This is a genomic window from Pseudomonas sp. NFX5, assembly GCF_049132125.1.
GTDB lineage: Bacteria > Pseudomonadota > Gammaproteobacteria > Pseudomonadales > Pseudomonadaceae > Aquipseudomonas > Aquipseudomonas marginalis.
This window is the reverse complement of sequence record NZ_JAFMZG010000023.1, coordinates 103,243-129,601: the sequence shown is the minus strand read 5'-3', so window position 1 is coordinate 129,601 and position 26,359 is coordinate 103,243. Positions and strand designations below refer to the sequence as shown.

Annotated in this window: 26 protein-coding genes; 15 read left to right on the top strand and 11 right to left on the bottom strand. The window is 61.1% G+C overall.

What is annotated here, in order from left to right; translation table 11 throughout:
* Window positions 1-26 precede the first annotated feature (26 nt).
* Genes J1N02_RS14945 through J1N02_RS14935 form a run of 3 tightly spaced genes read left to right on the top strand, consistent with a single transcriptional unit; the run spans window position 27 to window position 3,690 of the window.
* Window positions 27-1,835 carry a sensor histidine kinase gene (locus J1N02_RS14945; protein WP_108573692.1) on the top strand — a complete coding sequence of 603 codons (1,809 nt, stop codon included), beginning with the start codon at window positions 27-29 and terminating at the stop codon, window positions 1,833-1,835.
* A complete protein-coding gene (locus J1N02_RS14940; RefSeq protein WP_027605131.1) occupies window positions 1,832-3,208 on the top strand; it encodes a sigma-54-dependent transcriptional regulator in 1,377 nt (458 codons plus the stop codon). Before J1N02_RS14945 ends, J1N02_RS14940 begins: the two co-directional genes overlap by 4 nt.
* Window positions 3,209-3,234: 26 nt before the next feature.
* Window positions 3,235-3,690, top strand: coding sequence for a YiiD C-terminal domain-containing protein (locus J1N02_RS14935; RefSeq protein WP_027605132.1), 456 nt, complete (start codon window positions 3,235-3,237; stop codon window positions 3,688-3,690).
* A 66-nt stretch (window positions 3,691-3,756) separates the two neighbouring features.
* On the opposite strand, the gene cysQ is transcribed toward J1N02_RS14935, so the two are convergent.
* Window positions 3,757-4,593: a 3'(2'),5'-bisphosphate nucleotidase CysQ gene (gene cysQ / locus J1N02_RS14930; protein WP_027605133.1), complete on the bottom strand. Its 837-nt coding sequence runs from the start codon at window positions 4,591-4,593 to the stop codon at window positions 3,757-3,759.
* The gene (gene nudE / locus J1N02_RS14925; RefSeq protein WP_065941117.1) at window positions 4,590-5,156 is read right to left on the bottom strand and encodes an ADP compounds hydrolase NudE; all 567 of its coding nucleotides are present in this window, start codon (window positions 5,154-5,156) and stop codon (window positions 4,590-4,592) included. Before nudE ends, cysQ begins: the two co-directional genes overlap by 4 nt.
* A gap of 87 nt (window positions 5,157-5,243) precedes the next feature.
* Here nudE and yrfG point away from each other — a divergent pair, with 87 nt between their 5' ends.
* Window positions 5,244-5,906 carry a GMP/IMP nucleotidase gene (yrfG, locus tag J1N02_RS14920; RefSeq protein ID WP_169899711.1) on the top strand — a complete coding sequence of 221 codons (663 nt, stop codon included), beginning with the start codon at window positions 5,244-5,246 and terminating at the stop codon, window positions 5,904-5,906.
* Between the two features lie 46 nt (window positions 5,907-5,952).
* Here yrfG and lysM read toward each other — a convergent pair whose 3' ends face one another.
* Window positions 5,953-6,393, bottom strand: coding sequence for a peptidoglycan-binding protein LysM (gene lysM, locus J1N02_RS14915; RefSeq protein ID WP_027605136.1), 441 nt, complete (start codon window positions 6,391-6,393; stop codon window positions 5,953-5,955).
* A 132-nt stretch (window positions 6,394-6,525) separates the two neighbouring features.
* On the opposite strand from lysM, the gene J1N02_RS14910 reads away from it, so the two are divergent.
* The 4 genes from J1N02_RS14910 to J1N02_RS14895 all read left to right on the top strand — a co-directional run bounded on the left by J1N02_RS14910 (window position 6,526) and on the right by J1N02_RS14895 (window position 11,374).
* Window positions 6,526-7,413: a LysR family transcriptional regulator gene (locus J1N02_RS14910; RefSeq protein WP_027605137.1), complete on the top strand. Its 888-nt coding sequence runs from the start codon at window positions 6,526-6,528 to the stop codon at window positions 7,411-7,413.
* Window positions 7,414-7,510: 97 nt separating this feature from the next.
* Window positions 7,511-8,350, top strand: a complete 840-nt coding sequence (gene fdhD / locus J1N02_RS14905; protein ID WP_108573696.1) for a formate dehydrogenase accessory sulfurtransferase FdhD — start codon at window positions 7,511-7,513, stop codon at window positions 8,348-8,350.
* Window positions 8,347-10,695, top strand: a complete 2,349-nt coding sequence (locus J1N02_RS14900; protein ID WP_027605139.1) for an FdhF/YdeP family oxidoreductase — start codon at window positions 8,347-8,349, stop codon at window positions 10,693-10,695. The genes fdhD and J1N02_RS14900 overlap by 4 nt, the downstream gene beginning before the upstream one ends.
* A gap of 205 nt (window positions 10,696-10,900) precedes the next feature.
* The gene (locus tag J1N02_RS14895) at window positions 10,901-11,374 is read left to right on the top strand and encodes a glycine zipper domain-containing protein (RefSeq protein ID WP_027605140.1); all 474 of its coding nucleotides are present in this window, start codon (window positions 10,901-10,903) and stop codon (window positions 11,372-11,374) included.
* Window positions 11,375-11,456: 82 nt separating this feature from the next.
* Here the strand turns inward: J1N02_RS14895 and J1N02_RS14890 are convergent, their stop codons facing one another.
* The 3 genes from J1N02_RS14890 to J1N02_RS14880 form a co-directional block, all read right to left on the bottom strand.
* The gene (locus tag J1N02_RS14890; protein ID WP_065925806.1) at window positions 11,457-11,888 is read right to left on the bottom strand and encodes an acyl-CoA thioesterase; all 432 of its coding nucleotides are present in this window, start codon (window positions 11,886-11,888) and stop codon (window positions 11,457-11,459) included.
* A gap of 23 nt (window positions 11,889-11,911) precedes the next feature.
* Window positions 11,912-13,849, bottom strand: coding sequence for a RecQ family ATP-dependent DNA helicase (locus tag J1N02_RS14885; RefSeq protein WP_169899708.1), 1,938 nt, complete (start codon window positions 13,847-13,849; stop codon window positions 11,912-11,914).
* 285 nt (window positions 13,850-14,134) lie between these two features.
* Entirely contained in the window at window positions 14,135-15,310 is a 1,176-nt protein-coding gene (locus tag J1N02_RS14880) for a tetratricopeptide repeat protein (RefSeq protein ID WP_027605143.1), read from the bottom strand.
* 176 nt (window positions 15,311-15,486) lie between these two features.
* Between J1N02_RS14880 and J1N02_RS14875 the strand changes: the two genes are divergently transcribed.
* The 3 genes from J1N02_RS14875 to J1N02_RS14865 all read left to right on the top strand — a co-directional run bounded on the left by J1N02_RS14875 (window position 15,487) and on the right by J1N02_RS14865 (window position 17,325).
* A complete protein-coding gene (locus J1N02_RS14875; protein WP_003236014.1) occupies window positions 15,487-15,657 on the top strand; it encodes a YhfG family protein in 171 nt (56 codons plus the stop codon).
* Window positions 15,657-16,256, top strand: a complete 600-nt coding sequence (locus J1N02_RS14870; protein WP_027605144.1) for a putative adenosine monophosphate-protein transferase Fic — start codon at window positions 15,657-15,659, stop codon at window positions 16,254-16,256. The genes J1N02_RS14875 and J1N02_RS14870 overlap by 1 nt, the downstream gene beginning before the upstream one ends.
* Before the next feature lie 712 nt (window positions 16,257-16,968).
* Window positions 16,969-17,325, top strand: coding sequence for a DUF1493 family protein (locus J1N02_RS14865; protein ID WP_027605145.1), 357 nt, complete (start codon window positions 16,969-16,971; stop codon window positions 17,323-17,325).
* A 127-nt stretch (window positions 17,326-17,452) separates the two neighbouring features.
* Here J1N02_RS14865 and J1N02_RS14860 read toward each other — a convergent pair whose 3' ends face one another.
* Window positions 17,453-18,994, bottom strand: a complete 1,542-nt coding sequence (locus tag J1N02_RS14860; protein ID WP_027605146.1) for a phosphoenolpyruvate carboxykinase — start codon at window positions 18,992-18,994, stop codon at window positions 17,453-17,455.
* Between the two features lie 179 nt (window positions 18,995-19,173).
* Window positions 19,174-20,076, bottom strand: coding sequence for an Hsp33 family molecular chaperone HslO (gene hslO / locus J1N02_RS14855; RefSeq protein ID WP_421147450.1), 903 nt, complete (start codon window positions 20,074-20,076; stop codon window positions 19,174-19,176).
* Window positions 20,077-20,202: 126 nt separating this feature from the next.
* Between hslO and J1N02_RS14850 the strand changes: the two genes are divergently transcribed.
* Window positions 20,203-21,006, top strand: coding sequence for a phosphatase PAP2 family protein (locus J1N02_RS14850; RefSeq protein ID WP_027605148.1), 804 nt, complete (start codon window positions 20,203-20,205; stop codon window positions 21,004-21,006).
* A gap of 42 nt (window positions 21,007-21,048) precedes the next feature.
* Here the strand turns inward: J1N02_RS14850 and J1N02_RS14845 are convergent, their stop codons facing one another.
* Window positions 21,049-21,456, bottom strand: coding sequence for an RNA-binding S4 domain-containing protein (locus J1N02_RS14845; RefSeq protein WP_027605149.1), 408 nt, complete (start codon window positions 21,454-21,456; stop codon window positions 21,049-21,051).
* A 116-nt stretch (window positions 21,457-21,572) separates the two neighbouring features.
* Between J1N02_RS14845 and J1N02_RS14840 the strand changes: the two genes are divergently transcribed.
* From J1N02_RS14840 to rimK, 3 genes are read left to right on the top strand one after another with little or no spacing between them, the layout of a single operon-like run.
* Window positions 21,573-22,352 carry an EAL domain-containing protein gene (locus J1N02_RS14840; RefSeq protein ID WP_421147449.1) on the top strand — a complete coding sequence of 260 codons (780 nt, stop codon included), beginning with the start codon at window positions 21,573-21,575 and terminating at the stop codon, window positions 22,350-22,352.
* Between the two features lie 31 nt (window positions 22,353-22,383).
* A complete protein-coding gene (locus J1N02_RS14835) occupies window positions 22,384-22,848 on the top strand; it encodes an ATP-dependent zinc protease (protein ID WP_174245656.1) in 465 nt (154 codons plus the stop codon).
* Entirely contained in the window at window positions 22,845-23,750 is a 906-nt protein-coding gene (gene rimK, locus J1N02_RS14830; protein ID WP_003171022.1) for a 30S ribosomal protein S6--L-glutamate ligase, read from the top strand. Before J1N02_RS14835 ends, rimK begins: the two co-directional genes overlap by 4 nt.
* 97 nt (window positions 23,751-23,847) lie before the next feature.
* On the opposite strand, the gene J1N02_RS14825 is transcribed toward rimK, so the two are convergent.
* Together J1N02_RS14825 and ompR are read right to left on the bottom strand one after the other, a co-directional pair.
* On the bottom strand, window positions 23,848-25,161 hold the full coding sequence (locus J1N02_RS14825) for an ATP-binding protein (RefSeq protein ID WP_027605151.1): 1,314 nt from the start codon (window positions 25,159-25,161) through the stop codon (window positions 23,848-23,850).
* 116 nt (window positions 25,162-25,277) lie between these two features.
* A complete protein-coding gene (gene ompR / locus J1N02_RS14820; protein ID WP_015373500.1) occupies window positions 25,278-26,018 on the bottom strand; it encodes a two-component system response regulator OmpR in 741 nt (246 codons plus the stop codon).
* Window positions 26,019-26,359 lie beyond the last annotated feature (341 nt).

Genomic DNA, 26,359 nt, shown 5'->3' with positions numbered 1-26,359 from the left:
CCTGTACCCACAGGCGCACGACTCCCATGACTCCACCCCTTCCGCGAAGACCCCGCTGGCGCAGCCTCGCCCTATTGGCCCTGTGCCTGGCACCGTTGCTGTGGCCGCTGGAGCACTTGGCCGAGCGTTACTATCGCAGCGAACTGGCCGGGCAAAACCGCCAGACCCTCGATCTGTACGTCGCCAACCTGCTGGGCACCCTGCATCGCTATGAAGTGCTGCCGCAGATCCTCGGCGACTTGCCGGCCTTGCGCACGGCGCTGGCCGCGCCGCAGGTCAGTACCAACCTGGTCAACGCCAACATGCTGCTCAAGGACGTCGCCGCCCAGGCCGGGGTGGAAGTGATGTATCTGATGGACACCACCGGCAAGACCCTCGCCGCGTCCAATTGGGACAAGCAGGACAGTTTCGTCGGGCGCAACTTCTCGTTCCGGCCCTATTTCAGCGAAGCCATGGCCGGGCGCCTGGGACGGTTTTTCGGGCTGGGCACCACCTCGGCCAAGCGCGGCTATTTCTTCGCCGCCGCGGTGCGCGATGGCGACACGATCATCGGCGTACTGGTGGTCAAGGTCGACCTGGACCACACCGAAAGCCTGTGGGGCAATACCCCGGAACAACTGCTGGTCACCGACCACAACGGCGTGGTGATCCTCACGTCGCGCCCGCAATGGCGCTTCCGTGCCACCCGGCCGCTGACCGCCGAAGAACGCCAGGCCATCATCGCCATCCAGCCCTACCCCACGCGCGACCCGCAACCCTTGAGCCTGAGCAGCAGCGCATGGCTGCGCCAATCCACCGCCATTGCCGAGACCGGCTGGAATGTGGAAATCCTGGCACCGCAATCCTTGATCAGCCGCCCGGTGCGCACGGTGGTCGCCGTGGGCGGCGCCACGTTGCTGGTGTTGATGCTGCTGCTGGGCCTGTTGATGCAGCGCCGTCGCCACTACCTGGAACGCATCGCCTTCGAAGCCAAGGCCCGCCGCGAGCTGGAGATGCGCGTGGTCGAACGTACCAGCGATCTGGAAGGCCTCAACCGGCGCCTCAAACAGGAAGTGCTGGAGCGCGAACACGCCCAGCAGGAACTGGTGCGCGCCCAGGATGACCTGGTGCAGGCGGGCAAGCTGTCAGCGCTGGGCACCATGTCGGCGAGTATCAGCCACGAACTCAACCAACCCCTGGCGGCGATCCGCAGCTATGCGGAAAACGCCGAGATCCTGCTCGACCACGAGCGCACCAGCGATGCCCGGGGCAATCTCAAGCTGATCAGCGAACTGACCGGGCGCATGGCCTCGATCATCGCCCACCTGCGCGCCTTCGCCCGGCGCGACCGGCACGCGCCGGAGAGCGTGGCCCTGCAACCCGCCCTCGACGATGCCCTGGCGCTCCTGGCCAAGCGGCGGCGCTCGATGGAAGTGGAACTGATCCGCGATTTGCCGGAAGCGACCCTATGGGTGCAGGCCGGCGAAACCCGCCTGCGCCAGGTGCTGGGAAACCTGCTGGCCAACGCCCTCGACGCCCTTACCGAAAAAGGCCCGCCGCGCAAACTGTGGCTGAGTGCCGAAACCACCGCCCAGGGCGTCAACCTGTACATTCGCGACAACGGCCCGGGCTTTTGCATGGAAGCCCTGGGCCGCGCCAGCGAACCGTTCTACACCACCAAGACCCGCACCCAGGGCTTGGGCCTGGGCCTGGCGATCTGTGACACCCTGATGCGTGCCTTTGGCGGCGAACTGCTGTTTGCCAACCACAAGGAAGGTGGCGCGCTGTTAACCCTGAAATTGCGTGCCGGCTCGCCGGGCGTCAGTCTGCAACCGTCCGAGGACCGCAGTGTATGAGTATCGATAACCAGATTCAGGTGGTGTTGATCGACGATGATCCGCACTTGCGTCAGGCCCTGTGCCAGACCCTGGACCTGGCCGGGCTGAACGTCCTGCCCCTGGGCGAAGCCACCGGCCTCACCGCGCGCCTGTCGCGGGATTGGCCGGGCGTGGTGGTCAGCGACATCCGCATGCCCGGCATGGACGGCCTGGAGCTGCTGGCCGAGCTGCACGGCCAGGATCCGGACCTGCCGGTGCTGCTGATCACCGGCCACGGCGACGTGCCGCTGGCGGTGCAGGCCATGCGCGCGGGAGCCTATGACTTCCTCGAGAAACCCTTCGCCAGCGACGCCCTGCTCGACAGCGTGCGCCGCGCCCTGGCCCTGCGCCGGCTGGTGCTCGACAACCGCAGCCTGCGCCTGGCCCTGAGCGACCGCCAACAACTGAGCACCCGCCTGGTGGGGCACTCGCCACAGATGCTGCGCCTGCGCGAGCAGATCGGCGCCCTGGCCGCAACCCGCGCAGATGTGCTGATCCTCGGCGAAACCGGCGCCGGCAAGGAAGTGGTGGCCCGCGCGCTGCACGACCTGTCGAGCCGGCGCAGCGGGCCGTTTGTGGCGATCAACGCCGGGGCGTTGGCCGAGTCGGTGGTGGAGAGCGAACTGTTCGGCCATGAGCCCGGCGCCTTTACCGGCGCGCAGAAGCGGCGCATCGGCAAATTCGAATTCGCCAACGGCGGCACCTTGTTCCTCGATGAAATCGAAAGCATGAGCCTGGACGTGCAGGTCAAGCTGCTGCGTCTGTTACAGGAGCGTGTGGTGGAGCGCCTCGGCGGCAATCAGCTGATCCCGCTGGATATCCGCATCATCGCCGCCACCAAGGAAGACCTGCGCCTGGCCGCCGACCAGGGCCGCTTCCGCGCCGACTTGTACTATCGCCTCAACGTCGCGCCGTTGCGTATTCCGCCACTGCGCGAGCGCGGTGAAGATGCGTTGATGCTGTTCCAGCACTTCGCCGACGAAGCCAGCAGCCGCCATGGCCTGCCGTTGCATGAGCTGCAACCGGGCCAGCGTGCCCTGCTGTTGCGTCATAGCTGGCCGGGCAATGTGCGCGAATTGCAGAACGCCGCCGAGCGCTTCGCCTTGGGCCTGGAGTTGGCGCTGGACAGCACCCCGGACAACCCCGCCAGCAGCGTGCTGACTTCCACGCCGGGCGGCTTGAGCGAACAGGTCGAGCAGTTCGAAAAAAGCCTGATCGCCGCCGAACTGACCCGCCCCCACAGCTCCATGCGCAGCCTCGCAGAAGCCCTCGGCGTACCGCGCAAGACCCTGCACGACAAACTGCGCAAGCACGGCCTGAACTTCGCCAACCCAAGCACTGACGACGAATGACCCTGCCCACCCACCAAGAGGCCGCCATGAGCCGCGACAGCCGTTACCTGGAATCCATCCTCCACCACGACATCCCCCTGACCCGCGAAATGGGCCTCAAGGTACTCGACTGGCAAGACGGGCAACTGCGACTGCATCTGCCCCTGCACGCCAATATCAACCACAAGAGCACCATGTTCGGCGGCAGCCTCTACTGCGGCGCGGTGCTGGCGGGTTGGGGCTGGATGCACCTGCAACTGCGCGAGGAAGGGATTGAAGACGGGCATATCGTGATTCAGGAAGGGCAGATCAGTTATCCGCTGCCGGTGACGCACGACGCGACCGCCATTTGCGCGGCACCGGAGGAGAAGGTGTGGAAGCGTTTTTTGGCGACCTACAGGCGCTATGGCCGGGCGCGGCTGGCGTTGGACACCTGGATCGTGAATGAGGGCAGTGAAGAGCGGGCCGTTACGTTTACCGGCCAATACGTCTTGCACCGCTAGAAGCCAATACACAAAAAAAATGTGGGAGGGGGCTTGCTCCCTCCCACATTCAGATCGGCTGAGGTATTAAGAGCGGGCCAAGGTCAGCAACCGCTCACGCCACGCCGCCTTCGCCGGCAACGCCAGGAAAAACGGATTCAGCAACGACGCCCGCGCCGGATAGCTGAACGGCTCGCCACTCAACTCCAGCACCTCGCCGCCCGCCCCTTCCAATACACCCTGGGCCGCCGCCGTATCCCACTGCGAAGTCGGCGCCAGCCGCGGGTAGCAATCGGCACTGCCCTCGGCCAACAGGCAGAATTTCAACGAGCTGCCGATATTCGCCAGCTTCAACTCCCCCAACCCTTCGCTCAAACCGTCCAGCAGGCGCTCTTGCTCGGGGCTGGTATGCCGGCGGCTGGCGACCACGGTGAACGCCTCACCCACTGCCGGGGCCTCGCGCACCTGGATCTGCCTGGGCGCTTCGTTCACGTCGGAACGCCACGCCCCCAGGCCGGCACCACCGAAGTAGCAACGGCCACTGGTGGGCATGGACACCACGCCGAACACCACGCGCCCCTGTTCGACCAGGGCAATATTGACGGTGAATTCTTCGCTGCCGGCGATAAATTCCTTGGTGCCATCCAGCGGGTCCACCAGCCACCAGCGCTGCCAGCCGGCACGTACGCTCTGGTCGATGTCAGCGTCTTCTTCGGACAGCACCGGGATGCTCGGGTCCAATGCGGTAAGGCCCGCAAGAATCAGATGGTGGGCGGCCAGGTCGGCCGCCGTCACCGGCGAATCATCGGCCTTGGAGGTCACCGCCACATCGGCGCGCCAGTACGGCAGGATCACTTCACCCGCCTGGCGGGCCAGTTCGATCACAGGGGCGATAAACGGGTGGCCTAAAAACAGTTCGCTCATGGGGTAAACGCTCCACGCTGAATCAACAAATCTCGTACCAGGTACAACGCCGCCAGGGCGCGGCCTTCGCTGAATTGCTCGTTTTGCGCAAGCTGCGACAGCTCGCGCAGGTTGACCCTGTCCACACGCATCGGCTCGGGCTCATCGCCTTCCAGGCGTTCTTCATAGAGTTGGGTGGCGAGCACCACCTGGATTTTCTGGCTCATGTAGCCAGGGGACAACGACAGCTCGGTAATGTGTTCCAACTGCCGTGCGCCGTAGCCGGCTTCTTCCTTGAGTTCCCGGTCTGCCGCCGCCAGCACGTCTTCGCCGGGTTCGATCAGGCCCTTGGGCAAGGACAGCTCATACTCATCGGTACCGCCGCAGTACTCTTCAACCAGCAACGCATGATCTTCGTCGATCATCGCCACGATCATCACTGCGCCGTAGCCGGCACCGCGGCCCACCAGGCGCTCGTAGGTCCGTTCAACGCCATTGGAAAAGCGCAATTGCACTTCCTCCACGCGGAACAAACGGCTACTGGCGACTATTTCGCGGGCGAGGACGGTGGGTTTCTGGCGCATAAGCGGCTCCTTGGCGTGATCGGGTTACTATACCGTGGCTTTTCCGATTGTCTGTGTCGGATATCTTTACTTACATGAGACCGCACCATGCCCTCTTTGCCCTGGCACGCCATCGACACCGTCCTGCTGGACATGGACGGCACCCTGCTCGACCTGCATTACGACAACCATTTCTGGATGGAACACCTGCCCCAGCGTTACGCCGAACTGCACGGGGTGAGCCGGGCCATGGCCGAGATGGAGTTGCAGCCTCTGTTCGAGCGTAACGCCGGACAGTTGCAATGGTATTGCCTGGATTTCTGGAGTGCGGAACTGAACATCCCGGTGCGCGAGCTCAAGCTGGAAACCGCCCACCTGATCGCCCTGCGCGCGGATGCCGACATCTTCCTGGCGGCGATCAAACAGGCCGGCAAGCGCGTGATCCTGATCACCAACGCCCATCGTGATTCGCTGTCGTTGAAATTGGAGCGCATTGAACTGGCGCCGTATTTCGAGCGACTGATCAGCTCCCACGACTACGGCTTCGCCAAGGAAAACCCGCAGTTCTGGGATGCCTTGCAGGCTGACATCCAGTTCGATCCGGCTCGCAGCCTGTTTATCGATGACACCCTGCCGATCCTGCGCAGTGCCCAGGCGTTTGGCGTGGGGCATTTGCTGGCGGTGAAAGAGCCGGACAGCAAAAAGGGGCCAAAGGACACGGCTGAATTTGCAGCAGTCGGTGACTACCGCGATCTCATTGTCGGGCTCTGAACCCTGTGGGAGGGAGCAAGCCCCCTCCCACCTTTTCGCCCGTGTATTACTCAGGAATACGCAGCGTCTGCCCTGGGTAAATCTTGTCTGGATGGGACAACAGCGGCTTGTTGGCCTCGAAGATCTTGTTATATAGGTTGGCGTTGCCGTACACCGTCAGGGAAATCGCGCTGAGGGTGTCGCCCTTTTTCACCACGACGAAACGGGCGGCGGCAACTGCCGGGCCGGTTACGGTGATCTGGTCATCCACACTGGCCACGCCTTGAATGTTACCCAGCGCCAGCAGAATCTTCTCTTTCTCTTCCTGGGTGGCGACTTCACCGGTCACGGTCACTTTGTCGCCATCCACCGTGGTCTGCACATTCGGATTCCCCAGCCCCACCTTCGCTACGTGTTCCTTCAACTGCTCACTCGCGTTGGCATTACCCGGCGTCAACAGGTCGACAATCTTTTCGCCGGCTTCTTTGATAAAGCTGAAAATGCTCATAGTGCGCTCTCCTTGGTAGTTGATTTCCAGATGCCCAAGACTAGACCAGTCCGGCAGACTTGGGTTCCAGCCCGACCAAAGACGCAAACGCGCTAGAATCCCCCCGCCATTGGAATAAGCCCTGGAGCGAAGATGGACATCAAGCAGCTGAAATTCCTCATCGCCCTCGACGAGACCCGTCACTTCGGCCAGGCCGCGGCGCGTTGCCACATCACCCAGCCAACCCTTTCGATGCGCCTGCGCAACCTTGAAGAAGAGCTGGACTTGCCGCTGGTCAATCGCGGCCAGCGCTTCGAAGGGTTCACCGCCCCCGGCGAGCGCGTGCTGGCCTGGGCACGCACGGTGCTGGCGGCCTATGACGGTTTGCAGGCCGAAGCCGCCGCCTGCCGTGGCAACCTGGTGGGTACGTTGCGCCTGGGTGTGGTGCCGTTGTCGAGCTTTGATCCGCTGGCGTTGATGCAACAACTGCACAAGGAGCATCCGAGCCTGCGCTTTGAGCTGTCGGCCCTCAGCTCCGAGCAGATCCTCGAACAGTTGGCGAGCAATCGCCTGGACCTGGGCGTGTCCTACCTCGACCGCCTGGACAACGAGCGCTTCGACTCCCTGGCCCTCGGCGAAACCCGCATGGGCCTGCTCTACGACCAGCGCTATTTCAGTTTTGGCGACAAGCCGCTGAGCTGGGAGGCCTTGATCGAACTGCCCCTGGGCATGCTCACCAGTGGCATGCACTTCCGTCAGTCCATCGACCACAACTTCCACAGCCGGGGCCTGCACCCGCAGCCGCTGTTACAAACCGACGCCGTCCATCAGTTGCTACAAGCGGTGCATGGCGGACTGTGCTGCGCCGTCATGCCGTTGGACGGCGGCCTGGACGCCCTCACCGAACATTTGCGCCTGCAACCCATCGAAGACGCCCACACCCTGGCGCGCCTGGGCCTGATCATGCGGCGCAGCGCACCGCGTTCGGCATTGGCAGAGGCGTGTTTCGCGCTGTTTCAGAAATCGCAAACAGAGTCTTGATCGACGTCATCTATCGGTAGATCAGTACTGGCAATTAGACGCGACGCTTTGTCGCGCCTAGTCTAAACACTGATCAATCCGCCGGTGGTACTGCCCCATGAACGCCAAGCGCCCAGTCTGCGCGGCGCCTGCTCCGGAAACGTCCGCGCCCGTCGCCAGCCAGAGCTACCAGTTTTGCAACCTCGAGCACACTGAAGTCGCCAGCACCGCCTTGGCGGAAGAAGTGGCGTTGGCGATTGCCTATAACGACATCAGCCAGGCCGTCATGCTGGTCACGCCCACGGACCTGGAAGACTTTATTGTCGGGTTCAGCATCGGCAGCGGCATTATCGCCGACGTCAGCGATATTTATGATCTGAAACTTAGCGGTTCGGGTTCGGCCCAATACGCTCAGGTGCAGATCTCCAGCCGTGCGTTCTGGAACCTCAAGCAGCAGCGCCGCCAGCTGGCAGGCACCAGCGGCTGCGGCCTGTGCGGAGTGGAAGCGGTGGAACAGGCCCTGCCGGACCTTCAAGTGCTGCCCGGCGCGCCCTTGCCGCCTGCCGAATGGCTCGACGGCCTGCGCCAGCGCATCAGTGCGTTCCAGCCTTTGGGCCAGTACAGCGGCGCTGTGCATGCGGCCGTGTTCATGGATAACCAGGGCGAATTGCTGATGGGCCGTGAAGACATCGGCCGGCACAACGCCCTCGACAAGTTGATCGGTGCGCTGATCCGCCAACGGGTCCCCACCGACGGAGGGCTGGCGATTGTCACCAGCCGTTGCAGCCTCGAATTGATCCAGAAAGTCCTGCGCGCGGGCATCCAGACCCTGGTCAGCCTGTCGTCGCCCACCGGCCTGGCCCTGCAATGGGCCCGCCGGCATCACCTCAATCTCATCCACCTGCCGCAGAAAAGTGCGCCGCGGGTCTACAGCCCTGCGATGGAGAACCAGCCGTGAGCAATCATCATCAAGCCGACCAAACCCCAACCCCGCGCTACAAGCCTTACAAGGGCCCGGCTGGCGGCTGGGGCGCGCTGATCAGCGTGGCACAGGCGTGGCTGACCAGCGACAACGCGCTGAAAAACCTGCGCATGATGCTCAAGACCAACCAGAACGGCGGCTTCGACTGCCCGGGCTGCGCCTGGGGCGACTCGCCGGAAAGCGGCATGGTCAAGTTCTGCGAGAACGGCGCCAAGGCGGTCAACTGGGAAGCCACCAAGCGCCGCGTTGACGCAGCGTTTTTCGCCAAGCACAGCGTCACCGCGCTGCTGGAGCAAAGCGACTATTGGCTCGAGTACCAGGGCCGCCTGACCGAGCCGATGCGCTACGACGCCGAAACCGACCGCTACACCCCCATCAGTTGGGAAGCGGCCTTCGACCTGGTCGGCAAGCACCTCAACGCCCTGCCCAGCCCGGACATGGCCGAGTTCTACACCTCGGGCCGTGCCAGTAACGAAGCGGCGTACCTGTACCAGCTGTTTGTGCGCGCCTACGGCACCAACAACTTCCCGGATTGCTCGAACATGTGCCACGAGGCCAGCGGCGTGGCCCTGGCCCAGAGCGTGGGGGTCGGCAAAGGCACCGTGACTTTTGATGACTTCGAACATGCCGATGCGATATTCGTCTGGGGCCAGAACCCCGGCACCAACCACCCGCGCATGCTCGAACCGCTGCGTGAAGCGGTCAAACGCGGTGCCCAGGTGGTGTGCATCAACCCCCTCAAGGAGCGCGGCCTGGAGCGCTTCCAGCATCCGCAGCATCCGCTGGAAATGCTCACCAACGGCGACAAGCCGACCAACACCGCGTACTTCCGCCCGGCCCTGGGTGGCGACATGGCCATCCTGCGCGGCATGGCCAAGTTCCTGCTGCTGTGGGAGCGCCAGGCTCAGGCCGAAGGCAAGGAAGCCGTGTTCGATCACGACTTTCTCAATGAACACACGGCCAACGTGCTGGATTACCTGGGCCAGATCGACGACACCTCCTGGGATGAAATCGTCGAACAGTCCGGCCTGACCCTGGTCGAGATCGAGCAAGCGGCGCGCATGTACGCCAAGGGCAAGAACGTGATCATGTGCTGGGCGATGGGTATCACCCAGCACCGCCACTCGGTGCCGACCATCCAGGAAATCGCCAACCTGATGCTGCTGCGCGGCAACATCGGCCGCCCCGGCGCCGGCCTGTGCCCGGTGCGTGGCCACAGCAACGTGCAGGGCGACCGCACCATGGGCATCAACGAACGCCCACCGGTGGCGTTCCTCGACGCCCTGGAGCGGCGCTTCCAGTTCCAGGTGCCGCGCACCAACGGGCACAACGTGGTGGAAGCAATCCACGCCATGCTTGAAGGTCGCTCCAAGGTGTTTATCGGCCTGGGGGGCAACTTCGCCCAAGCCACCCCGGACAGCCCGCGCACCTTCGAAGCACTGCGCAATTGCGACCTGACCGTGCAGATCAGCACCAAGCTCAACCGCAGCCACCTGATGCACGGCAAAGACGCGCTGATCCTGCCGTGCCTGGGCCGCACCGACATCGACATCCAGGCCGAAGGTCCGCAAGCGGTGACGGTGGAAGACTCGTTCAGCATGGTCCATGACTCCAACGGCCAACTGCAGCCGCTGTCGAAGTTGATGAAATCAGAACCGGCCATCCTCGCCGGCATCGCCGCCGCAACCCTGGGCAGCAAACCGGTGGACTGGAACTGGTTGGTGGCCGACTACAGCCGCATCCGCGACCTGATCGCCGATACCATCCCAGGCTTCAAGGACTTCAACGAACGCCTGAAACACCCCGGTGGTTTCTACCTGGGCAACTCCGCAGGTGCCCGGCGCTGGAACACGCCTTCGGGCCGTGCCAACTTCCGCCCGAACATCCTGCCCAAGGACCTGATCCACGAGCGCACCCACGCCACGGGCCACGTGCCGGACCTGATCATGCAATCGATGCGCTCCCACGATCAGTACAACACCACCATTTATGGCCTGGACGACCGCTATCGCGGGGTCAAAGGCCAGCGTGACGTGCTGTTCGTCAACGAAGCCGACATCATCCGCCTGGGCTTCAAGCCGGGGCAGAAGGCCGACATCGTGTCGTTGTGGGAAGACGGCCGCGAGCGTCGGGTGAAGGGCTTCACCTTGCTGGCGTTTGATATTCCGGCGGGGCAGGCTGCGGCTTACTACCCGGAAGTGAACCCGTTGGTGCCGCTGGAAAGCACCGGGGATGGCAGCCATACACCGACGTCGAAGTTCGTGGCGATACGTTTGGAAGCTGCCAGTGACAATGGGCTGATCATGGCGCGTTCGGCCTGACTGATCATTTCGGGCAAAAAAAAGGCCGCTTTTACATAAAAGCGGCCGTTCCGAAGTAGCTAAAGACTCGCAAAAACTACTTAAGTTCCCGAGTTAAAACAGTAACTTAGAGAATTGTGTACAACTCGTGTTACTGGTCGGATTTCTATTGTAACCATGTCAATACAGCCTCAGGATCGCGCCGTCATCCTCTTGAGGTCTCTCTATGAAGTTCTCCTCGATTCTCTTGTTGTCCCTTGGCCTGGTCAGTGGCGCAGCCATGGCCGGTGGCACCACCGAAGCCGGTGTGGGCGGCGCATTGGGCGGGGTTCTAGGCTCGGTTGTCGGCCAGCAGTTGGGCGGCAACACCGGTTCGACCATCGGCGCGGCCCTGGGCGGCGCAGGCGGTAGTGCGGTCGGCGCCGACAAGCGCAGCCGCGGCGAAGCAGCCATTGGCGGCGCACTGGGCGCAGCCGGCGGCAACGTGGTGGGCCGCAGTGTCGGCGGCAGCACCGGGGCACTGATCGGTTCAGCGGCCGGCGGTGGCGCGGGCGGTGCGCTGGGCAACTACATGGGCAACAAGAGCGATGACGATGATCGTCGTAGTCGTGATAGCCGCCGTTATGACCGCGACGACCATCGCGGCCGCGGCCATGCCTACGGGCATCGCAAGAACAAGCATCACTACCGTCACCGCTAAGCGCTAAAGAACACTGCAAAATCAATGTGGGAGGGGGCTTGCCCCTCCCACATTGGGTTCCGTGGTGCCTGCAACGCCGAAGTCAGACAACCAACCGCTGCAACGCCTCGCGCAACATCCCCGGAATCGTCACCGGCTGGTTCGTCCCCCGATCCACGAACACATGCACAAAGCGCCCCGCCGCACAGGCCTCCTCTTCGCCTGCCTTGAATACCGCCAACTCGTACTGCACGGAGCTGTTGCCCAGCTTGCCCACCCGCAGGCCGATGTCCAGGCGGTCGGGAAAGGCAATCGACGCGAAGTAATCGCACGCCGAACTCACCACAAACCCCACCACCTCACCGTCATGAATATCCAACCCACCCTGTTCGATCAGGTAGGTATTCACCGCCGTGTCGAAGAAGCTGTAGTAGGTGACATTGTTCACATGGCCGTACACATCGTTGTCGTGCCAACGCGTGATGATCGGCTGGAAGTGACGGTAATCGGCGCGTTGCGGCATCGAGTCAGGCATGGGCAGGTCTCATGAAAGTAGGGTTACAGGTCACTCAAGTGGGCCTGGGCCCACTCACGCACGTCGGCGTAGGGGTAGTCTTCCAGCGCTGCGAAACCGGGAATGCCCCGCGCCTTCAACTTGGTAAACAACGGCACGCTGATACCCCCCAGGAACCGTGTCAGCCGCTCAGCGCCCGGCAACTGTCCGGTGTGCTCATGATGCCTGTGGATAAAATCACCGCACAGCCCCATGAAGTTTTTATCCACAAGTGGCGGCAGGCTCGGCGGCGCCGGCAAATGCGCGACGTGACCGTGGCACACGGAGCAGTGCCCGCAGCGCTGCGGTGCATTTTCATCACCAAAGTAACGCGCCAGGCGCTGCCCCAGGCAATGTTCGGTGGCGAACAGATCGAGCATGGCGTGAATCCGCGCCACTTCCGTCACCTCGTGCTGCTTGAAGCCTGTGTATAACTCGGCGCTCAACACCTGTGGATCAAACTCGGTATCCAGCAGGCTGTAGACCTCCGTCATCTGCTTGCTTTCCAACTCGATCAGGCCTTGTTCCTGGAAGTAATCCAGGGCCTTCACCACCCGACTGCGTTCGGCATTGTGTTGCTGGTAAAGCGCATCGAAATCCACGGTCGCCCAGGTTTTCGCACGCTTGCACACCTGGATGATCGCCGCGACAAACTGCTGGCGCTCGCCGGAAAAACGCGTCAGCAGAGCCTCGGGCTCGACCAGGTACTTGAAGCGGTATTCGGCATAAAACGCGTAGCGCGGCGCGATCACGCCCTTGAGCTCCAATTGCACCAACAGTGTCTTCAGTGGCAGTTCGCGGATGTTGCTGTGGTCCGACAGCGACCTCAGCAGGAACTCCCACTGCCCTTCACTGCGCGCGGCCTGCAACTCTTCCAGCACCCGCCGAATACCGTCCTGCTCCGGCGTATCGCCATACACGAAGTTTTCCAGCACATTGAGGCTGTCGCGGTTGGCCAGCACCAGGCAGTCCGAGGGCTGCCCATCACGCCCCGCACGGCCGATTTCCTGGCTGTAGTTCTCGATGGATTTGGGCAGGTCAAAATGCACCACATTGCGGATATCGCTCTTGTCGATGCCCATGCCAAACGCGATGGTAGCGACGATGCAATTGGAGCGCCCGCCCATGAAGCGCTGCTGGATGCCTTCACGCCTGTCGTGGGGCAAGCCGGCGTGATACGCCTCGGCCTGGATACCGTTGCGGTTCAGGTGCTCGGCAATCTGCTCGGCGGTTTTCTGCAAGGTGACGTAGACGATGCTGGGCTGGTTGGCCCGCGCGCTCATCCACTGCACCAGGCGACGACGCTTGTCCGCACCAGCGACCGGCTCCACCAACAGGTTGAGGTTGGGCCGGTAGAAGCCCGTGGTGACCACGTCGTCCGGCGCAATGGCGAACTTGGCCTGCATGTCGGCAATCACCTTGGGCGTGGCCGTAGCCGTCAGCAGCAGCGCTTGCGGGATCTTGAACTGGCGCTGGTAGTCCGGCAGCTTCAAATAATCCGGGCGGAAGTTGTGGCCCCACTCGGAAATACAGTGCGCCTCATCCACCACCAGCAGCGAGATCTGCACACTTTGCAGGAAGTGGCGAAAACGCTCGTTCTTCAAGCGCTCCACGGAAATCATCAGGATTTTCAGCTCGCCCGACCGCGCGCGTGCCATCACGTCATTGGCGTCCTCGCGGCTTTGCGCCGAATCGATACTGCCCGCCGAAATACCGTGGCGTTGCAGGAAGCCCAACTGGTCCTGCATCAACGCCAACAACGGCGACACCACCAGCGTCAGGTGTGGCAGCAACACCGCCGACAGTTGGTAACACAGGGACTTGCCCGATCCCGTAGGAAAAATGGCCGCAGCCGAACGACCTGCCAGTACGGCGCTGACCGTTTCTTCCTGGCCCGGACGAAACTGTGGATAACCAAAGACCTGCTGGAGGGTGTCGTGCATAGGCTGTCACTCCATTGACCGCTGAAGGTGGCTTAAAAACGTAGCCCAGCACGTTCAGCGAATCGAGAAAGGTCGCATGGAAAAAAGAGACAGGATGATACACAGGGTGGGGACGGCCTAGGGCCGAATCGGGAATAAACTGAGGAGGTTGCAGGAAAGACACAGATCCAAATGTGGGAGGGGGCTTGCCCCCGATGGCAATGGATCAGTTACCAATAACTGACTGACCCACTGCTATCGGGAGCAAACCCCCTCCCACATTTTCAGACCTGCGCTACAGCTGAATCAGCGGTTCTGCACCCGCTCAATCGCCGTGTCATACACCGGGTTGGCCTTCTGCTCCTTGGCCAACTGGTAGTGACGCAATGCATCCGGGAACTGCCCCGCCGCTTCGTAGATCCGCGCAATGTTGTAATAGGCACCTGCACGCACGGTGGCAGCATTGGCACCAGTGGCGAGGGCAATAGCCTTGCGATTGGCCCAGATCGACTCGGCAGTGTTGCCGGCTTTCTGATACGCCAGGCCGAGGTTGCCGTAGGCTTTGCCGAAGCCATTGTCCAGCTCGATAGCCTGGCGGAACAGGTCGATGGCCTGGTCCAGCTTGCCGGCCTGGTAGGCCGCTTCACCCTGCAGGTTCAGACGCTTCGCATCTGTTTGTACGGAAGAACTGACGGTGACGGCGGTGACCGCCACGCTGTCATCCAGCAGCGGTTTGACTTCGTTCAGCACATTCGCCGCATTCACGGTCACGCCACTGAAAGTGTTGATGTCCTGGAAGTCGCCGCTGCCGGTCATGCGGAACACCGTCCACAGGTTGCCGCTGCGGTTCTTGGGCACGTAGTAGGTACGCACCAGCGATTGGCCCATGTACACGAACACCTTGGCTTCGCTGTCGGATAACTGGCGCGAGCCTGGGTTGCCGCCATTGCTGTAGTCATGCACGGCATAAACGTAGCTTTCGCCGTAGTGTTTTTTCTGCAGGGTGATGGTTTCCGGGCCGTAGCTGTCGGTGTCATCCACATCCAACTCGGCATCGGTACCCTTCTGGTTCTCGAAGTAGATGTTATTGCCGGGGAAAATCATGTGGGAGTCGAGGTCACTCGGCGTCTTGCCCCACGTCAGCACCACACGCAGGCCATCGAGGTTTTCCATCACCGGGCTGATGGCGTAGGTCATGCCCGCGCAGGGGCACTTCACCACCAGGTTGGAGTAGCCAGGCTTCTTGATGATCAGCAGGTTGCTCCCATCATCGGCGGCCTCACTGGTCAGCGTCACTTGGCCCTGGGCGTTGGTGCGGCCCACCACGTTCTGTGCGCCGTTACGTTGCAGCAGCACTTCGGCATCGGCGATTTTCTGGTCCTTGACCACCGCACTGAGCACTTCGATCGGCAACTGCCCGGCCTGGACCGAAAAAGCCACCGCACACAATGACATCGCCGAAGCAACACGAAGCAAACCCATGCCTAACTCCCTTTAAGTCGCGGGCGGAAATCGCCCTGCAAGATTTTGCGGTGAAACATACGCTGAATTCCGGGTGTCGGCGGACTTTTTATACAAAATGTGACGTGGTTTTTATCCCGCCTGCCCATTGAAGCATTGCGCTACAATCAAACCTTGCTACCCAGGAGTACGCTGCGATGAGCGAACTGACGTTTGAGCAAAAACAGGATCATTACCACAAGATCCGCCGTTCCAATTACCTGGCCAGCCTGCGCCTGGAAGGGTTCGACACCCAGCCGGCCGACGTCGACAAACCCCTGCCGACCCGCGAAGCCGTCCTTGCCAAGTACCGCAACACCCCACGCTGATGCTCGACAAATACGGGGTGGGCCAGGATCCGTACTGCTATCCCGGTAGCAGCGTCCTGCGCAACCGCCTCGATTTGCTCGACGAAGCCCGCCTGCACCAGGCCGAGCGGGAATTATCCGAAATCGCCGTAGGCAACCTCCCTCTCTTCCCCCCGCCCTACGACCTCGACCGTCTGCAACACATCCACCGCACGCTGTTCGGTGACATCTACGACTGGGCCGGTGAGTTGCGCAGCGTGAACATCCAGAAAGGCGACACCCTGTTCTGCACCCCGGAGCGCATCCCCCCGGAAGCCGCGAAGATCATCCGGCAGATGGAAGAAGCAAACTGGTTTGTCGGTGCCAGCCAAACCGAGTTGATAAGCAGGATTGCCGAAGCCTATGGCGACCTCAACGTCATCCACCCCTTCCGCGAGGGCAATGGCCGGGCGCAGCGGATTTTGTTCGAACAGATCATCGTCAACGCGGGGTTTTCAGTGAACTGGTGGCTGGTGAAACACGCGGCATGGATACCGGCGAATATCGATGCGGTGGCGTGTGATTATCGGGGGTTGGTGGCGATTTTTGAGCGGTGTGTCAGCAGGCCTGCAGGGCAGTGATCGTTCCTCACGCTCTGCGTGGAAATGATCTTGATCAACGGCGAGGCGATGGACCAGAAAAAACACGGCGTCCTTGAGTTTTTCGCGAGCAATCTCGCTCCTACAAGCACTGCCAAGCCACAAATGCCGGAAACCGTTGTAGGAAACCTCCAAACACCGCGACATCCCCTTCCCAAACTGCTCCAAACACCCGCTTGACCCTCTACAGAAGTTACCCGTAGCTGAATGAAAATAGCGCGGTCTCAACTTTCTCGGCAGAAACCTGTGAACATCGAAAGGGCTCAACACATCGGCCACTATGGCGTCATCTTCACAGTGAATCGCTTCACTGTTGTGCCTGACAATCGGCATGCTTTGGCCAATCTATGCCTGCTTGAAGCAAAAACGGTGGCGCGGTCAACACTCTCAATGCATGTCTACTCGGACGAGTCTTAGTGACATGGCCCTTTATCTTCAATCCGCTTCCTTTCTCATTATCTATTTGGTGCTGCACTACCAAATCACAGACCCAATGCTCAGAAAGCACTTCGCAGTCACATTTCTTACAACAGGCCTTATTTTGACGGTCCTACTACCCTATGTAGCGGTGATCCTCAGAATGCCCCTCCTACCTGTCTTTGTATTCTTGATAGGCTTGGCGCTCTTCATCACTCGAAACAAATACCGCCTCCAACGCAACCAGCCCCTTCATCCACTCCTGCGTGCCCCCACCATGAACCTCGCCCCCAACTTCCCCGAAGACCCCGTGATGCAGCAACTCCTGCAACTGCTGCACGAAGAAATCGGCCTGCCGAAACACAAGACCATCCGCCTGCAAACTTCACTCAATTTCGACCTGGGCTGTGACGGCAGTGAAGCCAAGCAACTCATGGAAGCGCTGGAGCAGGAGTTCGCCCTCGACCTCGGCGACTACGACACTTATCGTTACTTCAACCCACCGGTCTTTGACGTGTTCCTCAAGCGTCGGGGCAAGGGGCATGGCGACAAGGTGCCGCTGACCATCGGCATGCTCTACCTGGCCATCAAGACCCACAGCTGGGACACCCAGACACTGGAAAACCTGAGCTGAACGAAGATCAGCTCCAGGCACACCGCAACTCAAAGGTGGAGGGGCAATGATTCTGCCTATCGTCGACTAACCCTTCGCGCACAAAAAAGCCGCCCACTAGGGGCGGCTTTTTAACAGCGACCGAGTCTTACAACTTCGGACCCGCAGCCTTGATCGCATCACTCACTTCAAACTTCTTGAAGTTCTCGATGAACAGACCAGCCAGCGCCTTCGCTGCTTCATCGTAAGCCGCCTTGTCTGCCCAGGTGTTACGTGGGTTCAACAGGCCGGTCTCAACGCCCGGTACGGCCAATGGCACGTCGAGGTTGATGGTGTCGAGGTGTTCGGTTTCAGCACCGATCAGAGCGCCGCTCTGGATCGCTGCGATCACGCCGCGCGTGGTCGGGATGTTGAAGCGCTTACCAACGCCGTAGCCGCCGCCGGTCCAGCCGGTGTTGACCAGGTAGACCTTGGAGCCGAAGCCGCGGATGCGCTTGATCAGCAGCTCTGCGTATTCGCCGGCCGGGCGTGGGAAGAAGGGTGCGCCGAAGCAGGTGGAGAAGGTCGACTTGATGCCGCTGCCGGAACCCATTTCGGTCGAGCCCACCAGTGCGGTGTAGCCGGACAGGAAGTGGTAGGCCGCTTGTTCTTCGCTGAGGATGGACACGGGCGGCAGTACGCCGGTCAGGTCGCAGGTCAGGAAGATCACCGCGTTTGGCTCGCCGCCCAGGTTCTTCTCGGAACGCTTGGCAACGTGCTCCAGCGGGTAGGCGGCGCGGCTGTTCTGGGTCAGGCTGACATCGGCGTAGTCGGCGTGCTTGGCCTCGTCGATGACGACGTTTTCCAGCACGGCGCCGTGCTTGATGGCTTTCCAGATAACCGGCTCGTTCTTCTCGGACAGGTCGATGCACTTGGCATAGCAACCGCCTTCGATGTTGAACACCACGCCTTCGCCCCAGCCGTGTTCGTCGTCACCGATCAGGTAACGGCTTTCGTCGGCGGACAGGGTAGTCTTGCCGGTGCCCGACAGACCGAAGAACAGGGTCACGTCGCCTGCTTCGCCAATGTTGGCGGCGCAGTGCATCGGGAGTACGTCGGAAGCCGGCAGCAGGTAGTTCTGCACCGAGAACATGGCTTTCTTCATTTCACCGGCGTAGCGCATGCCGGCGATCAGCACTTTTTTCTGGGCGAAGTTGAGGATCACGCAACCATCGGAGTTGGTGCCGTCACGCTCTGGCACGCACTCGAAGTTGGCCACGTTGAGCACTTGCCACTCGTCACGACCGGCCGGGTTGTACTGGGCCGGGTTGATGAACAGGCAACGACCGAACAGGTTCTGCCAGGCAGTCTGGGTGGTCATTTTCACGGCCAGGTAGTGGTCTTCGGCAGCCCCTACGTGAACGTGGGAAACGAAATGCTCTTGCGCGTTGTTGAACGCCTCGACGCGGGCCCACAGGGCATCGAACTTGTCGGCCGGGAACTTGCGGTTGATCGGGCCCCAGGCGATGGAATCCTGGGTGGAAGGCTCTTCAACGATGAAACGGTCGACTGGCGAACGGCCGGTACGGTGACCGGTTTCCACGACCAGCGCGCCGGTATCGGCAAGCACGCCTTCACCGCGCTGCAGGGCTTCTTTGACCAGATCGTCAACACTCAGATCGGTGTATACGGCGTTATTGGCTTGCGTCATGAGGTTCCCCGTCGGCCTGTGGCCGAGTGCTCCAAACGTTTTGTAGTAGAAAGTTGCGCACTACTACCGCGAAAAAAGTGGGCCGGATTATGCCAGAAAAGCCCAAAAAGAGTAGGGCCCTCCCGTCAGAACGCCTCTAATCCGGCATTTGACAGGTGATTTACCTGTGCTTAAACGTTTTAGTGGCGGGTGTCGGAAGGCGTGTCGATGCCTGCGCCCGCGAACAATTGCGCTACATCGGCAGCGTCGAACAGGTAGCGCTCGTTGCAGAACTGGCAGTCGATCTCGATATTGCCACCGTGTTCCACCACCAGGTTCTGCGCATCTTCCAGGCCCAGGCTGACCAGGGCGTTGCCCGAACGCTCGCGGGAGCAGCTGCAGTGGAAGTGCAGCGTCTGCGCGTCGAACAGGCGCACGGGGTCTTCGTGGTACAGGCGGTGCAGGATGGTTTCGTTGTCCAGACCCAGCAGTTCTTCGGCTTTCAGGGTATCGGCCAAGGCAATGCAGTGCCGCCAGCTTTCAGCGCGATCTTCGTCGTCCTTGATACGGTCGGCCGGCAGTTGTTGCAGCAACATGCCACGGGCGCGCTTGCCGTCGGCGTTAAGCCAGAACTTGGTGCCCACTTGCTGGGACATCACGAAATAGTTGGTGAAGCATTCCGACAGCGTCTTGCCGTCGAGGTCGACGATGCCCTGGTAACGCTGGCCTGAGGTCGGGTCGACGGTGAGCGCCAGGACGCCGTTGGGCATCAGCTCGGCGAGGCTGGCGTCCGGGGCAATCTGGTCGGCTTCATAACGGGCCAGGCCTCGGATTTCGCGCTCGCTGGAGCATTCGATCATCAACAGCGGAATCGGCCCTTCGGAACGGGCTTGCAGGATCAGCAAACCGTCGAACTTCATGGTGCCCACCAGCAACGCAGCAGCGGCCATCAGCTCACCGAGCAGTTGTGCGACCGGCTCCGGATAGGGGTGCTTGGCGAGGACTTCGGCGTAGCTGCGCCCCAACGAAACCATTTCGCCGCGGGCGTCGCTCTCGTCGAAGATGAAGCGTTGGGTGAAGTCGGTATCCGGTAGATCAGTCATAGGTCTGGGTATCTGAATTGATGACAAATTGGTTACAAGGTTTATAAAATTAAACGCTTTAGCACCATCTTGGTGCGGCTTTCTCCTGGAAACAGAGAGCTTATTTAGAGCGAAGAGGGACAGTTTATGAACAATCCGGGTTTGTTCCAAGCCAAGTGGAACCTCCGGCGATGGGCTCTGTGCAATCTACTCGCTATCGGGCTGCTGTGTTTTTGGCTATGGCCCACGGGGCAGATGCTCTGTGTGATTTTCGACGAGTGGCTGTTTCACCTTCTCAACGACCCGCTGGCGAGCAACGCGACATGGCTGCACGTGTGGGCCGTGGCCAGTCTGCGGCCGTTTGATGCGGTGGTCGGGGTGATCCTGCTGATGCTGCTGATTCGCGGCGACTGGGTGTTCAAAGCCGCGCAGGTACGCCAGGCCCTGTTAGGTTTTGTCGGTATTTTGTTGCTCTTGCTGTTTATCCGCATGCTGTTTTCCAAACTCGCGGCGCAGATGGGCTGGCAACACAGCAGCCCGTCGATGGTCATCGCCGGGGCGATCCAGATGAGCGACTATTTCCCGGGGCTGGAGAAGACCTGGGAGCTGAAGGACCGCTCAAGCCAAAGCTTTCCGGGGGATCACGCCTCGGTGTTGCTGATCTGGGCAATGTTCATGAGCGTGTTCGCCAAGCGCATCGGCCAGGTGCTGGTGATCTGGGGCCTGGCGCTGTTGTTCATGATGCCGCGGCTGGTAGCGGGCGCGCATTGGGGGCAGGACGATTACATCGGCGGGGTGCTGCTGGCACTGTTGGCGTTGGGCTGGGGTTGTTACACGCCGTTTGCAGCGAAGGTGTCGGCCGCGTTGTTACACGTGACGACGCCGATCTTCAGGTTACTTGGCAAGCTGCCAGTGATCAGTGGATTGAGCGTCGTGCGCACCTCCCCTTAACGCTGCAAGCCCCCTCCCGCATTTGAATGGGCCGCTGCGCAATCAGTCATCATTGCCACTGCCGCGAAACTTGAACAGGTCGCGGCGCTGCTTCTTGCTCGGCTTGCCATCGGTGGTCATCCCCGTGGCGCCCGCCTTGCGCAGGGCCGCCGCATTTTCGCGCCTGGCAATGCTGGCTTCGGTTTCGGTGTACAGCGCCTGCGCTTCGGGGGCGCCACGGCGCACAATGGAAAGTGCCTGAACCACCACGGTCTTTTCGTCAAAACCTATCCGAATCTGCAGCTCATCACCGACACGTGGCTCTTTGCCCGGTTTACAGCGCTCGCCTCGGTGATGCACCTTGCCGCTCTCAATCGCGGCCTTGGCCAAGGCACGTGTCTTGAAGAAACGCGCTGCCCAAAGCCACTTGTCCAGACGGACCTTTTCTTCCTCTTCCTGCTTTTGAGCCACTTGAATTCCTCGCTCTGACAAATGTCGCAACTGTAACGTTGAAACCCTTCGACGCATAAACCTCAAGGCTCACCTAAGATACGCCAGGTAGCACCCTGTTTTCGCGAGGATACGCCGTGACCGACTTTCCCACTTCACTCACCTCGCCTGAACAGCGTTGCGCAGGCTGCCAGCAAAGCGAACCCCTGGGTTTCGAGTTTGCTTTCGCCTACCAGCCTATCGTAGACCTTCGGGACCATTCGTTTTTTGCCCACGAAGCCTTGGTGCGCGGTACACAGGGCGAAGGGGCGATGTCGGTACTGGAGAAGGTCAATGACAGCAACCGCTACCGCTTCGACCAGCGCTGCCGCACCCAGGCGATCGCCGGTGCTGCGGCCCTTGGGATGCAAACCCACCTTTCCATCAACTTCATGCCCAACGCCGTGTACCGTCCGGAGTTGTGCATCCGCAGCACCCTAGAGGCAGCTCGCGCGCACAACTTCCCGCTGAACCAACTGATTTTCGAAACACTGGAAAGCGAGCATGTAGATAACTATCGCCATTTGACGAATATTCTGCGTGAATACCGCGAGTTCGGCTTCAAGACCGCCATCGACGACTTCGGCGCGGGCTATTCGGGGCTGAATCTGCTGGCCGATTTCCAACCTGACTTGATCAAACTCGACATGGCGCTGATCCGCGATGTCGACCAGGATCGTGTCCGCCAGGTGATCGTCCAGGGGATTGTCACAATCTGTGAGCAGTTGAACGTTACTGTCATCGCCGAAGGCATCGAAAGTGCCGGCGAGCGCGACTTTCTGTCTGACTGCGGAATATTTCTGATGCAAGGCTACTGGTTCGCCAGGCCTGCATTCAAAGCCCTGGCCGAGGTTTCTCCTCAGGCGTGGGCGAATTGACCGGTTACCCATATTGAAGACATTTGACCATTTGACCGTTGTAGGTCTGCGTGAGTGGGTGGCACTTCCCGACTTGGGAGTGGCAGGCCTGCGTGCCAAGATCGACACCGGTGCCAGCACCTCCAGCCTGCATGCCACCGACATCGAGCCTTTTGAGCGCGACGGTGAGAAGTGGGTGCGCTTTACCGCGCACCTGGGCAGCGTTGTGCAACTGCGTCACCGCCGCTGCGAAGCGCCCCTGGTGACCATGAAAACCATCAAGAGCTCCAATGGCCATGCGCAGGTGCGCTACGTGATCAGCACCACCCTGGCACTGGGTGATCGGGTATGGCGGGTGGAGTTCACCCTGGCCTGCCGCAAAGCCATGCGTTACCGCCTGTTGCTGGGTTCCAAGGCGCTGATTGACGGCCACCTGGTGGTCAATCCCGGCGTCAAGTACGTTCAAGACAAGCCGGTGTTCCCGGTCTCTACTATTTCTGCCCCAGGTGCTGCATGAAGATTGCTGTGCTGTCGCGAAACCCGCGTCTGTATTCCACCCGCCGCCTGGTCGAGGCCGGCACCGAACGTGGCCACGAAATGGTGGTGATCGACACGCTGCGTGCCTATATGAACATTGCCAGCCACAAGCCGCAGATCCATTACCGCGGTAAACCTCTGGAGGGGTTTGATGCGGTGATCCCGCGGATTGGCGCCTCGGTGACGTTCTATGGCTGCGCCGTGTTGCGCCAGTTCGAAATGATGGGGGTCTTCCCCCTCAATGAATCCGTGGCCATTGCACGCTCGCGGGACAAATTACGCTCGTTGCAACTGCTCTCGCGGCGGGGCATCGGCCTGCCGGTCACCGGCTTTGCCCACTCCCCCGACGACATCCCCGACCTGATCGAAATGGTCAACGGCGCGCCGCTGGTGATCAAGGTGCTGGAAGGCACCCAGGGCATCGGTGTGGTGCTGTGTGAAACCGCGACTGCAGCGGAATCCGTGATCGAGGCATTCATGGGCCTCAAGCAGAACATCATGGTCCAGGAGTACATCAAGGAAGCCGGCGGTGCGGATATTCGCTGCTTCGTGGTGGGCGACAAGGTGATCGCAGCCATGAAGCGCCAGGCCAAGCCCGGAGAGTTCCGCTCCAACCTGCACCGTGGCGGCAGCGCCAGCCTGATCAAGATCACCCCGGAAGAACGCATGACCGCGCTGCGGGCGGCCAAGGTCATGGGGTTGGCAGTGGCGGGTGTGGATATCCTGCGCTCCAACCATGGGCCACTGGTGATGGAGGTGAACTCGTCGCCGGGCCTGGAAGGGATAGAGACCACCACTGGGAAGGATGTGGCGGGGATCATCATCCAACATCTGGAGAAGAATGGTGGACCGAATATGACCAGGACCAAGGGCAAGGGTTAGAGACGGGAGCTGTCAGCTTCAAGCTATAAGCTGCAAGAAAGGGCAAAAGCTGTGCGCCTTTCTCTTGCGGCTTCAAGCTTGAAACTTGCAGCTGTTTCTAGACCGCATCCCTTGGCAGCATAAGCCCAAGCGGCAAGCGTACCCGCGCCTCAAGGCCACCGCCGTCGCGGTTACGCAACTCGACATTGCCGCCGTGCATCGACGCAATCCGCCGCACGATCGCCAGCCCCAAGCCGGTCCCCTTGCCACCCCGGGCACGGTCGCCACGGGTGAAGGGGTTGAAGATACCCTCCAGCTCGTCCGGATCGATGCCCGCCCCCCGGTCCATCACACTCAGCACCACGTACGGCGCAGCACTGTCGCCAGACACATACGCAGCCACTTCAACATCCGAACCGGCGTGGTGCAAAGCGTTGCCGATCAGGTTGTTCAGCAGGCGCTTCATCGACACCCGACGCAACGCAAACGGCTGGATCGGCTCAAGGCGCATGCGCACTTGCTCGCCATTCTGGTTGTAGGGCGCGACAACCTCACGCACCAGGTCCGTGAGATCGACTTCCTCCACCACCTCGTCACGACCATCGCGAATAAACGCCAGGAACTGGTCGAGAATCGCGTCCATGTCTTCGATGTCGCGAACCATGTCGTCGGTGAGGTCGCTATGGTTGCCCATCAGCTCCAGGGACAGGCGCAATCGCGTCAAGGGCGTGCGCAAGTCATGGGACACCCCCGCCAGCATCAGCTCGCGCTCGCGCCCGGCCTGTTCGACATCCTCCGCCATCTGGTTGAAGGCGCCATACACCTCGGTCATTTCACTGGGCGTATCGCTGACCGGCAGGCGCACGCTGCGCCCCTGGCCCAATTGGCGGGCGGCAAACACCAGGCGTTTAAGCGGTTGGTTGAGCTGGCGAACGAAAATCCACGCCGACGCGGTGGAAAGCAAGCCGATGGCCAGGAACCAGCCCAACACGTTCCAGATCTTCTGCCCCCGCAAAGGGTGCGGATACAGCGGAACCTTGATCCAGGCATCGCCAAGGCTCGGCGCCCTTACCCACAGCGCAGGTGAAACATGCATGCGCAAGCGCACCTCGGTGTCCTCGCCCAGTTCGGCCTGCATCTGGCGCTGGTAGATCTCGCTGTAGGGCCAATGCTGCTCACCCTCGGGTACACCAGCCCCGTCAACGCGGGTCAACGTCGAGGCCTTGGCGACCTTTTCGCGGTTCTCAGGGTCTACGGCCCAGTAACCACGCAGCGTCAGGGCGACACCGTGGCTGTACTGCCGGTCCACCAGCACGTCTTCGTTCATCAGCAGATAAACCAGTGTCAGCGCCTTGGAAAACAGCACGACGATCAGCACCAGCCAAAGGGTGCGGGAGAAGAAACTTTGCGGGAACCACAGAGGGGTTTTCATAGAAGACAGCTGGACACCTTGCTGGAACGAGCGGCGCTCGCAGAATTGCAGACGCCGGGCATCCCGTCGACCCTCATGGAGTCAAGCGCCAGGATGCCCGCCCTGCAAATCATCGGTCACTTGGTTGCGGTGCCATCCGGCACAAACACATAGCCCACACCCCATACCGTCTGGATATACCGAGGTTTGGACGGGTCCGGCTCGATCATCCGGCGCAGACGGGAAATCTGCACGTCGATGGAGCGCTCCAGGGCGTCCCATTCGCGACCGCGTGCCAGGTTCATCAGTTTGTCGCGGGTCAGCGGCTGACGCGCGTTCATCACCAGGGCCTTGAGCACGGCGAATTCACCGGTGGTGAGCATGTGCACTTCGTCGCCACGCTTGAGCTCGCGGGTTGCCAGCGACAGTTCGTAGTCGCCAAAGGTAACGCTTTCGTCTTCGCTGCCCGGCGCGCCCGGTACCGGCGGTGCCTGACGACGCAACACGGCTTTGACCCGCGCCATCAACTCGTCGGGGTTGAAGGGTTTGGCCAGGTAGTCATCAGCGCCCAGCTCGAGGCCCTTGATGCGGCTCAGCTCATCGCCCTTGGCGGTCAGCATGATGATTGGAATCTGGTTGTTCGCGCCACGCAGGCGCTTGCAGGCGGTGAGGCCGTCTTCGCCGGGCAGCATCAGGTCGAGTACGACCAGGTTGAATACCTCACGCCCCAGGAGACGGTCCATCTGCTCGGTGTTCGGCACCGCGCGGGCACGGTAGCCCTTGGAGTTGAAGAAACGCTCCAGCAGGCTGCTAAGCCCCGGATCATCATCAACGATGAGAATTTTTTCGCCTTCAGCAGTTTGTGCAGTGCTGCTCATTGGATGCTCCTCTTATCTCGGCGCGCATTATGGCGTAGCTGCCGTTATACGCACCGTGTGCATTGTTAGCAGATTTTTCCTCTACTGCCAGCGAACCCTCGCCTTCCAACCACTGGCGCAGTACCCCCCAAGGGCAGAACGCTGGTTATAATGCGGCGCCTTCGTGCAGGGCAACGTCAGATCGTTGCCGTTTACTGCCGGGCTTTTTTTCCCCGCTTGTCGTGATTTTTTCGATTTCGAGGGTCAATAGGCTGCCTCTTGACCCAGGTAGCGGCGCCGGTCGGGCCGCTCAACCAGCCGCGCAAGGCCTTGTTTTCCGGGCCTGCGGGCTGCTTTTCAGA

Excerpts from the sequence above, each read along its gene's own strand:
- J1N02_RS14945 (WP_108573692.1), top strand. The coding sequence starts at position 27 with ATGACTCCACCCCTTCCGCGAAGACCCCGCTGGCGCAGCCTCGCCCTA.
- J1N02_RS14940 (WP_027605131.1), top strand. The coding sequence starts at position 1,832 with ATGAGTATCGATAACCAGATTCAGGTGGTGTTGATCGACGATGATCCG.
- J1N02_RS14935 (WP_027605132.1), top strand. The coding sequence starts at position 3,235 with ATGAGCCGCGACAGCCGTTACCTGGAATCCATCCTCCACCACGACATC.
- cysQ (WP_027605133.1), bottom strand. The coding sequence starts at position 4,593 with ATGAGCGAACTGTTTTTAGGCCACCCGTTTATCGCCCCTGTGATCGAA.
- nudE (WP_065941117.1), bottom strand. The coding sequence starts at position 5,156 with ATGCGCCAGAAACCCACCGTCCTCGCCCGCGAAATAGTCGCCAGTAGC.
- yrfG (WP_169899711.1), top strand. The coding sequence starts at position 5,244 with ATGCCCTCTTTGCCCTGGCACGCCATCGACACCGTCCTGCTGGACATG.
- lysM (WP_027605136.1), bottom strand. The coding sequence starts at position 6,393 with ATGAGCATTTTCAGCTTTATCAAAGAAGCCGGCGAAAAGATTGTCGAC.
- J1N02_RS14910 (WP_027605137.1), top strand. The coding sequence starts at position 6,526 with ATGGACATCAAGCAGCTGAAATTCCTCATCGCCCTCGACGAGACCCGT.
- fdhD (WP_108573696.1), top strand. The coding sequence starts at position 7,511 with ATGAACGCCAAGCGCCCAGTCTGCGCGGCGCCTGCTCCGGAAACGTCC.
- J1N02_RS14895 (WP_027605140.1), top strand. The coding sequence starts at position 10,901 with ATGAAGTTCTCCTCGATTCTCTTGTTGTCCCTTGGCCTGGTCAGTGGC.
- J1N02_RS14890 (WP_065925806.1), bottom strand. The coding sequence starts at position 11,888 with ATGCCTGACTCGATGCCGCAACGCGCCGATTACCGTCACTTCCAGCCG.
- J1N02_RS14885 (WP_169899708.1), bottom strand. The coding sequence starts at position 13,849 with ATGCACGACACCCTCCAGCAGGTCTTTGGTTATCCACAGTTTCGTCCG.
- J1N02_RS14880 (WP_027605143.1), bottom strand. The coding sequence starts at position 15,310 with ATGGGTTTGCTTCGTGTTGCTTCGGCGATGTCATTGTGTGCGGTGGCT.
- J1N02_RS14875 (WP_003236014.1), top strand. The coding sequence starts at position 15,487 with ATGAGCGAACTGACGTTTGAGCAAAAACAGGATCATTACCACAAGATC.
- J1N02_RS14870 (WP_027605144.1), top strand. The coding sequence starts at position 15,657 with ATGCTCGACAAATACGGGGTGGGCCAGGATCCGTACTGCTATCCCGGT.
- J1N02_RS14865 (WP_027605145.1), top strand. The coding sequence starts at position 16,969 with ATGAACCTCGCCCCCAACTTCCCCGAAGACCCCGTGATGCAGCAACTC.
- J1N02_RS14860 (WP_027605146.1), bottom strand. The coding sequence starts at position 18,994 with ATGACGCAAGCCAATAACGCCGTATACACCGATCTGAGTGTTGACGAT.
- hslO (WP_421147450.1), bottom strand. The coding sequence starts at position 20,076 with ATGACTGATCTACCGGATACCGACTTCACCCAACGCTTCATCTTCGAC.
- J1N02_RS14850 (WP_027605148.1), top strand. The coding sequence starts at position 20,203 with ATGAACAATCCGGGTTTGTTCCAAGCCAAGTGGAACCTCCGGCGATGG.
- rimK (WP_003171022.1), top strand. The coding sequence starts at position 22,845 with ATGAAGATTGCTGTGCTGTCGCGAAACCCGCGTCTGTATTCCACCCGC.
- J1N02_RS14825 (WP_027605151.1), bottom strand. The coding sequence starts at position 25,161 with ATGAAAACCCCTCTGTGGTTCCCGCAAAGTTTCTTCTCCCGCACCCTT.
- ompR (WP_015373500.1), bottom strand. The coding sequence starts at position 26,018 with ATGAGCAGCACTGCACAAACTGCTGAAGGCGAAAAAATTCTCATCGTT.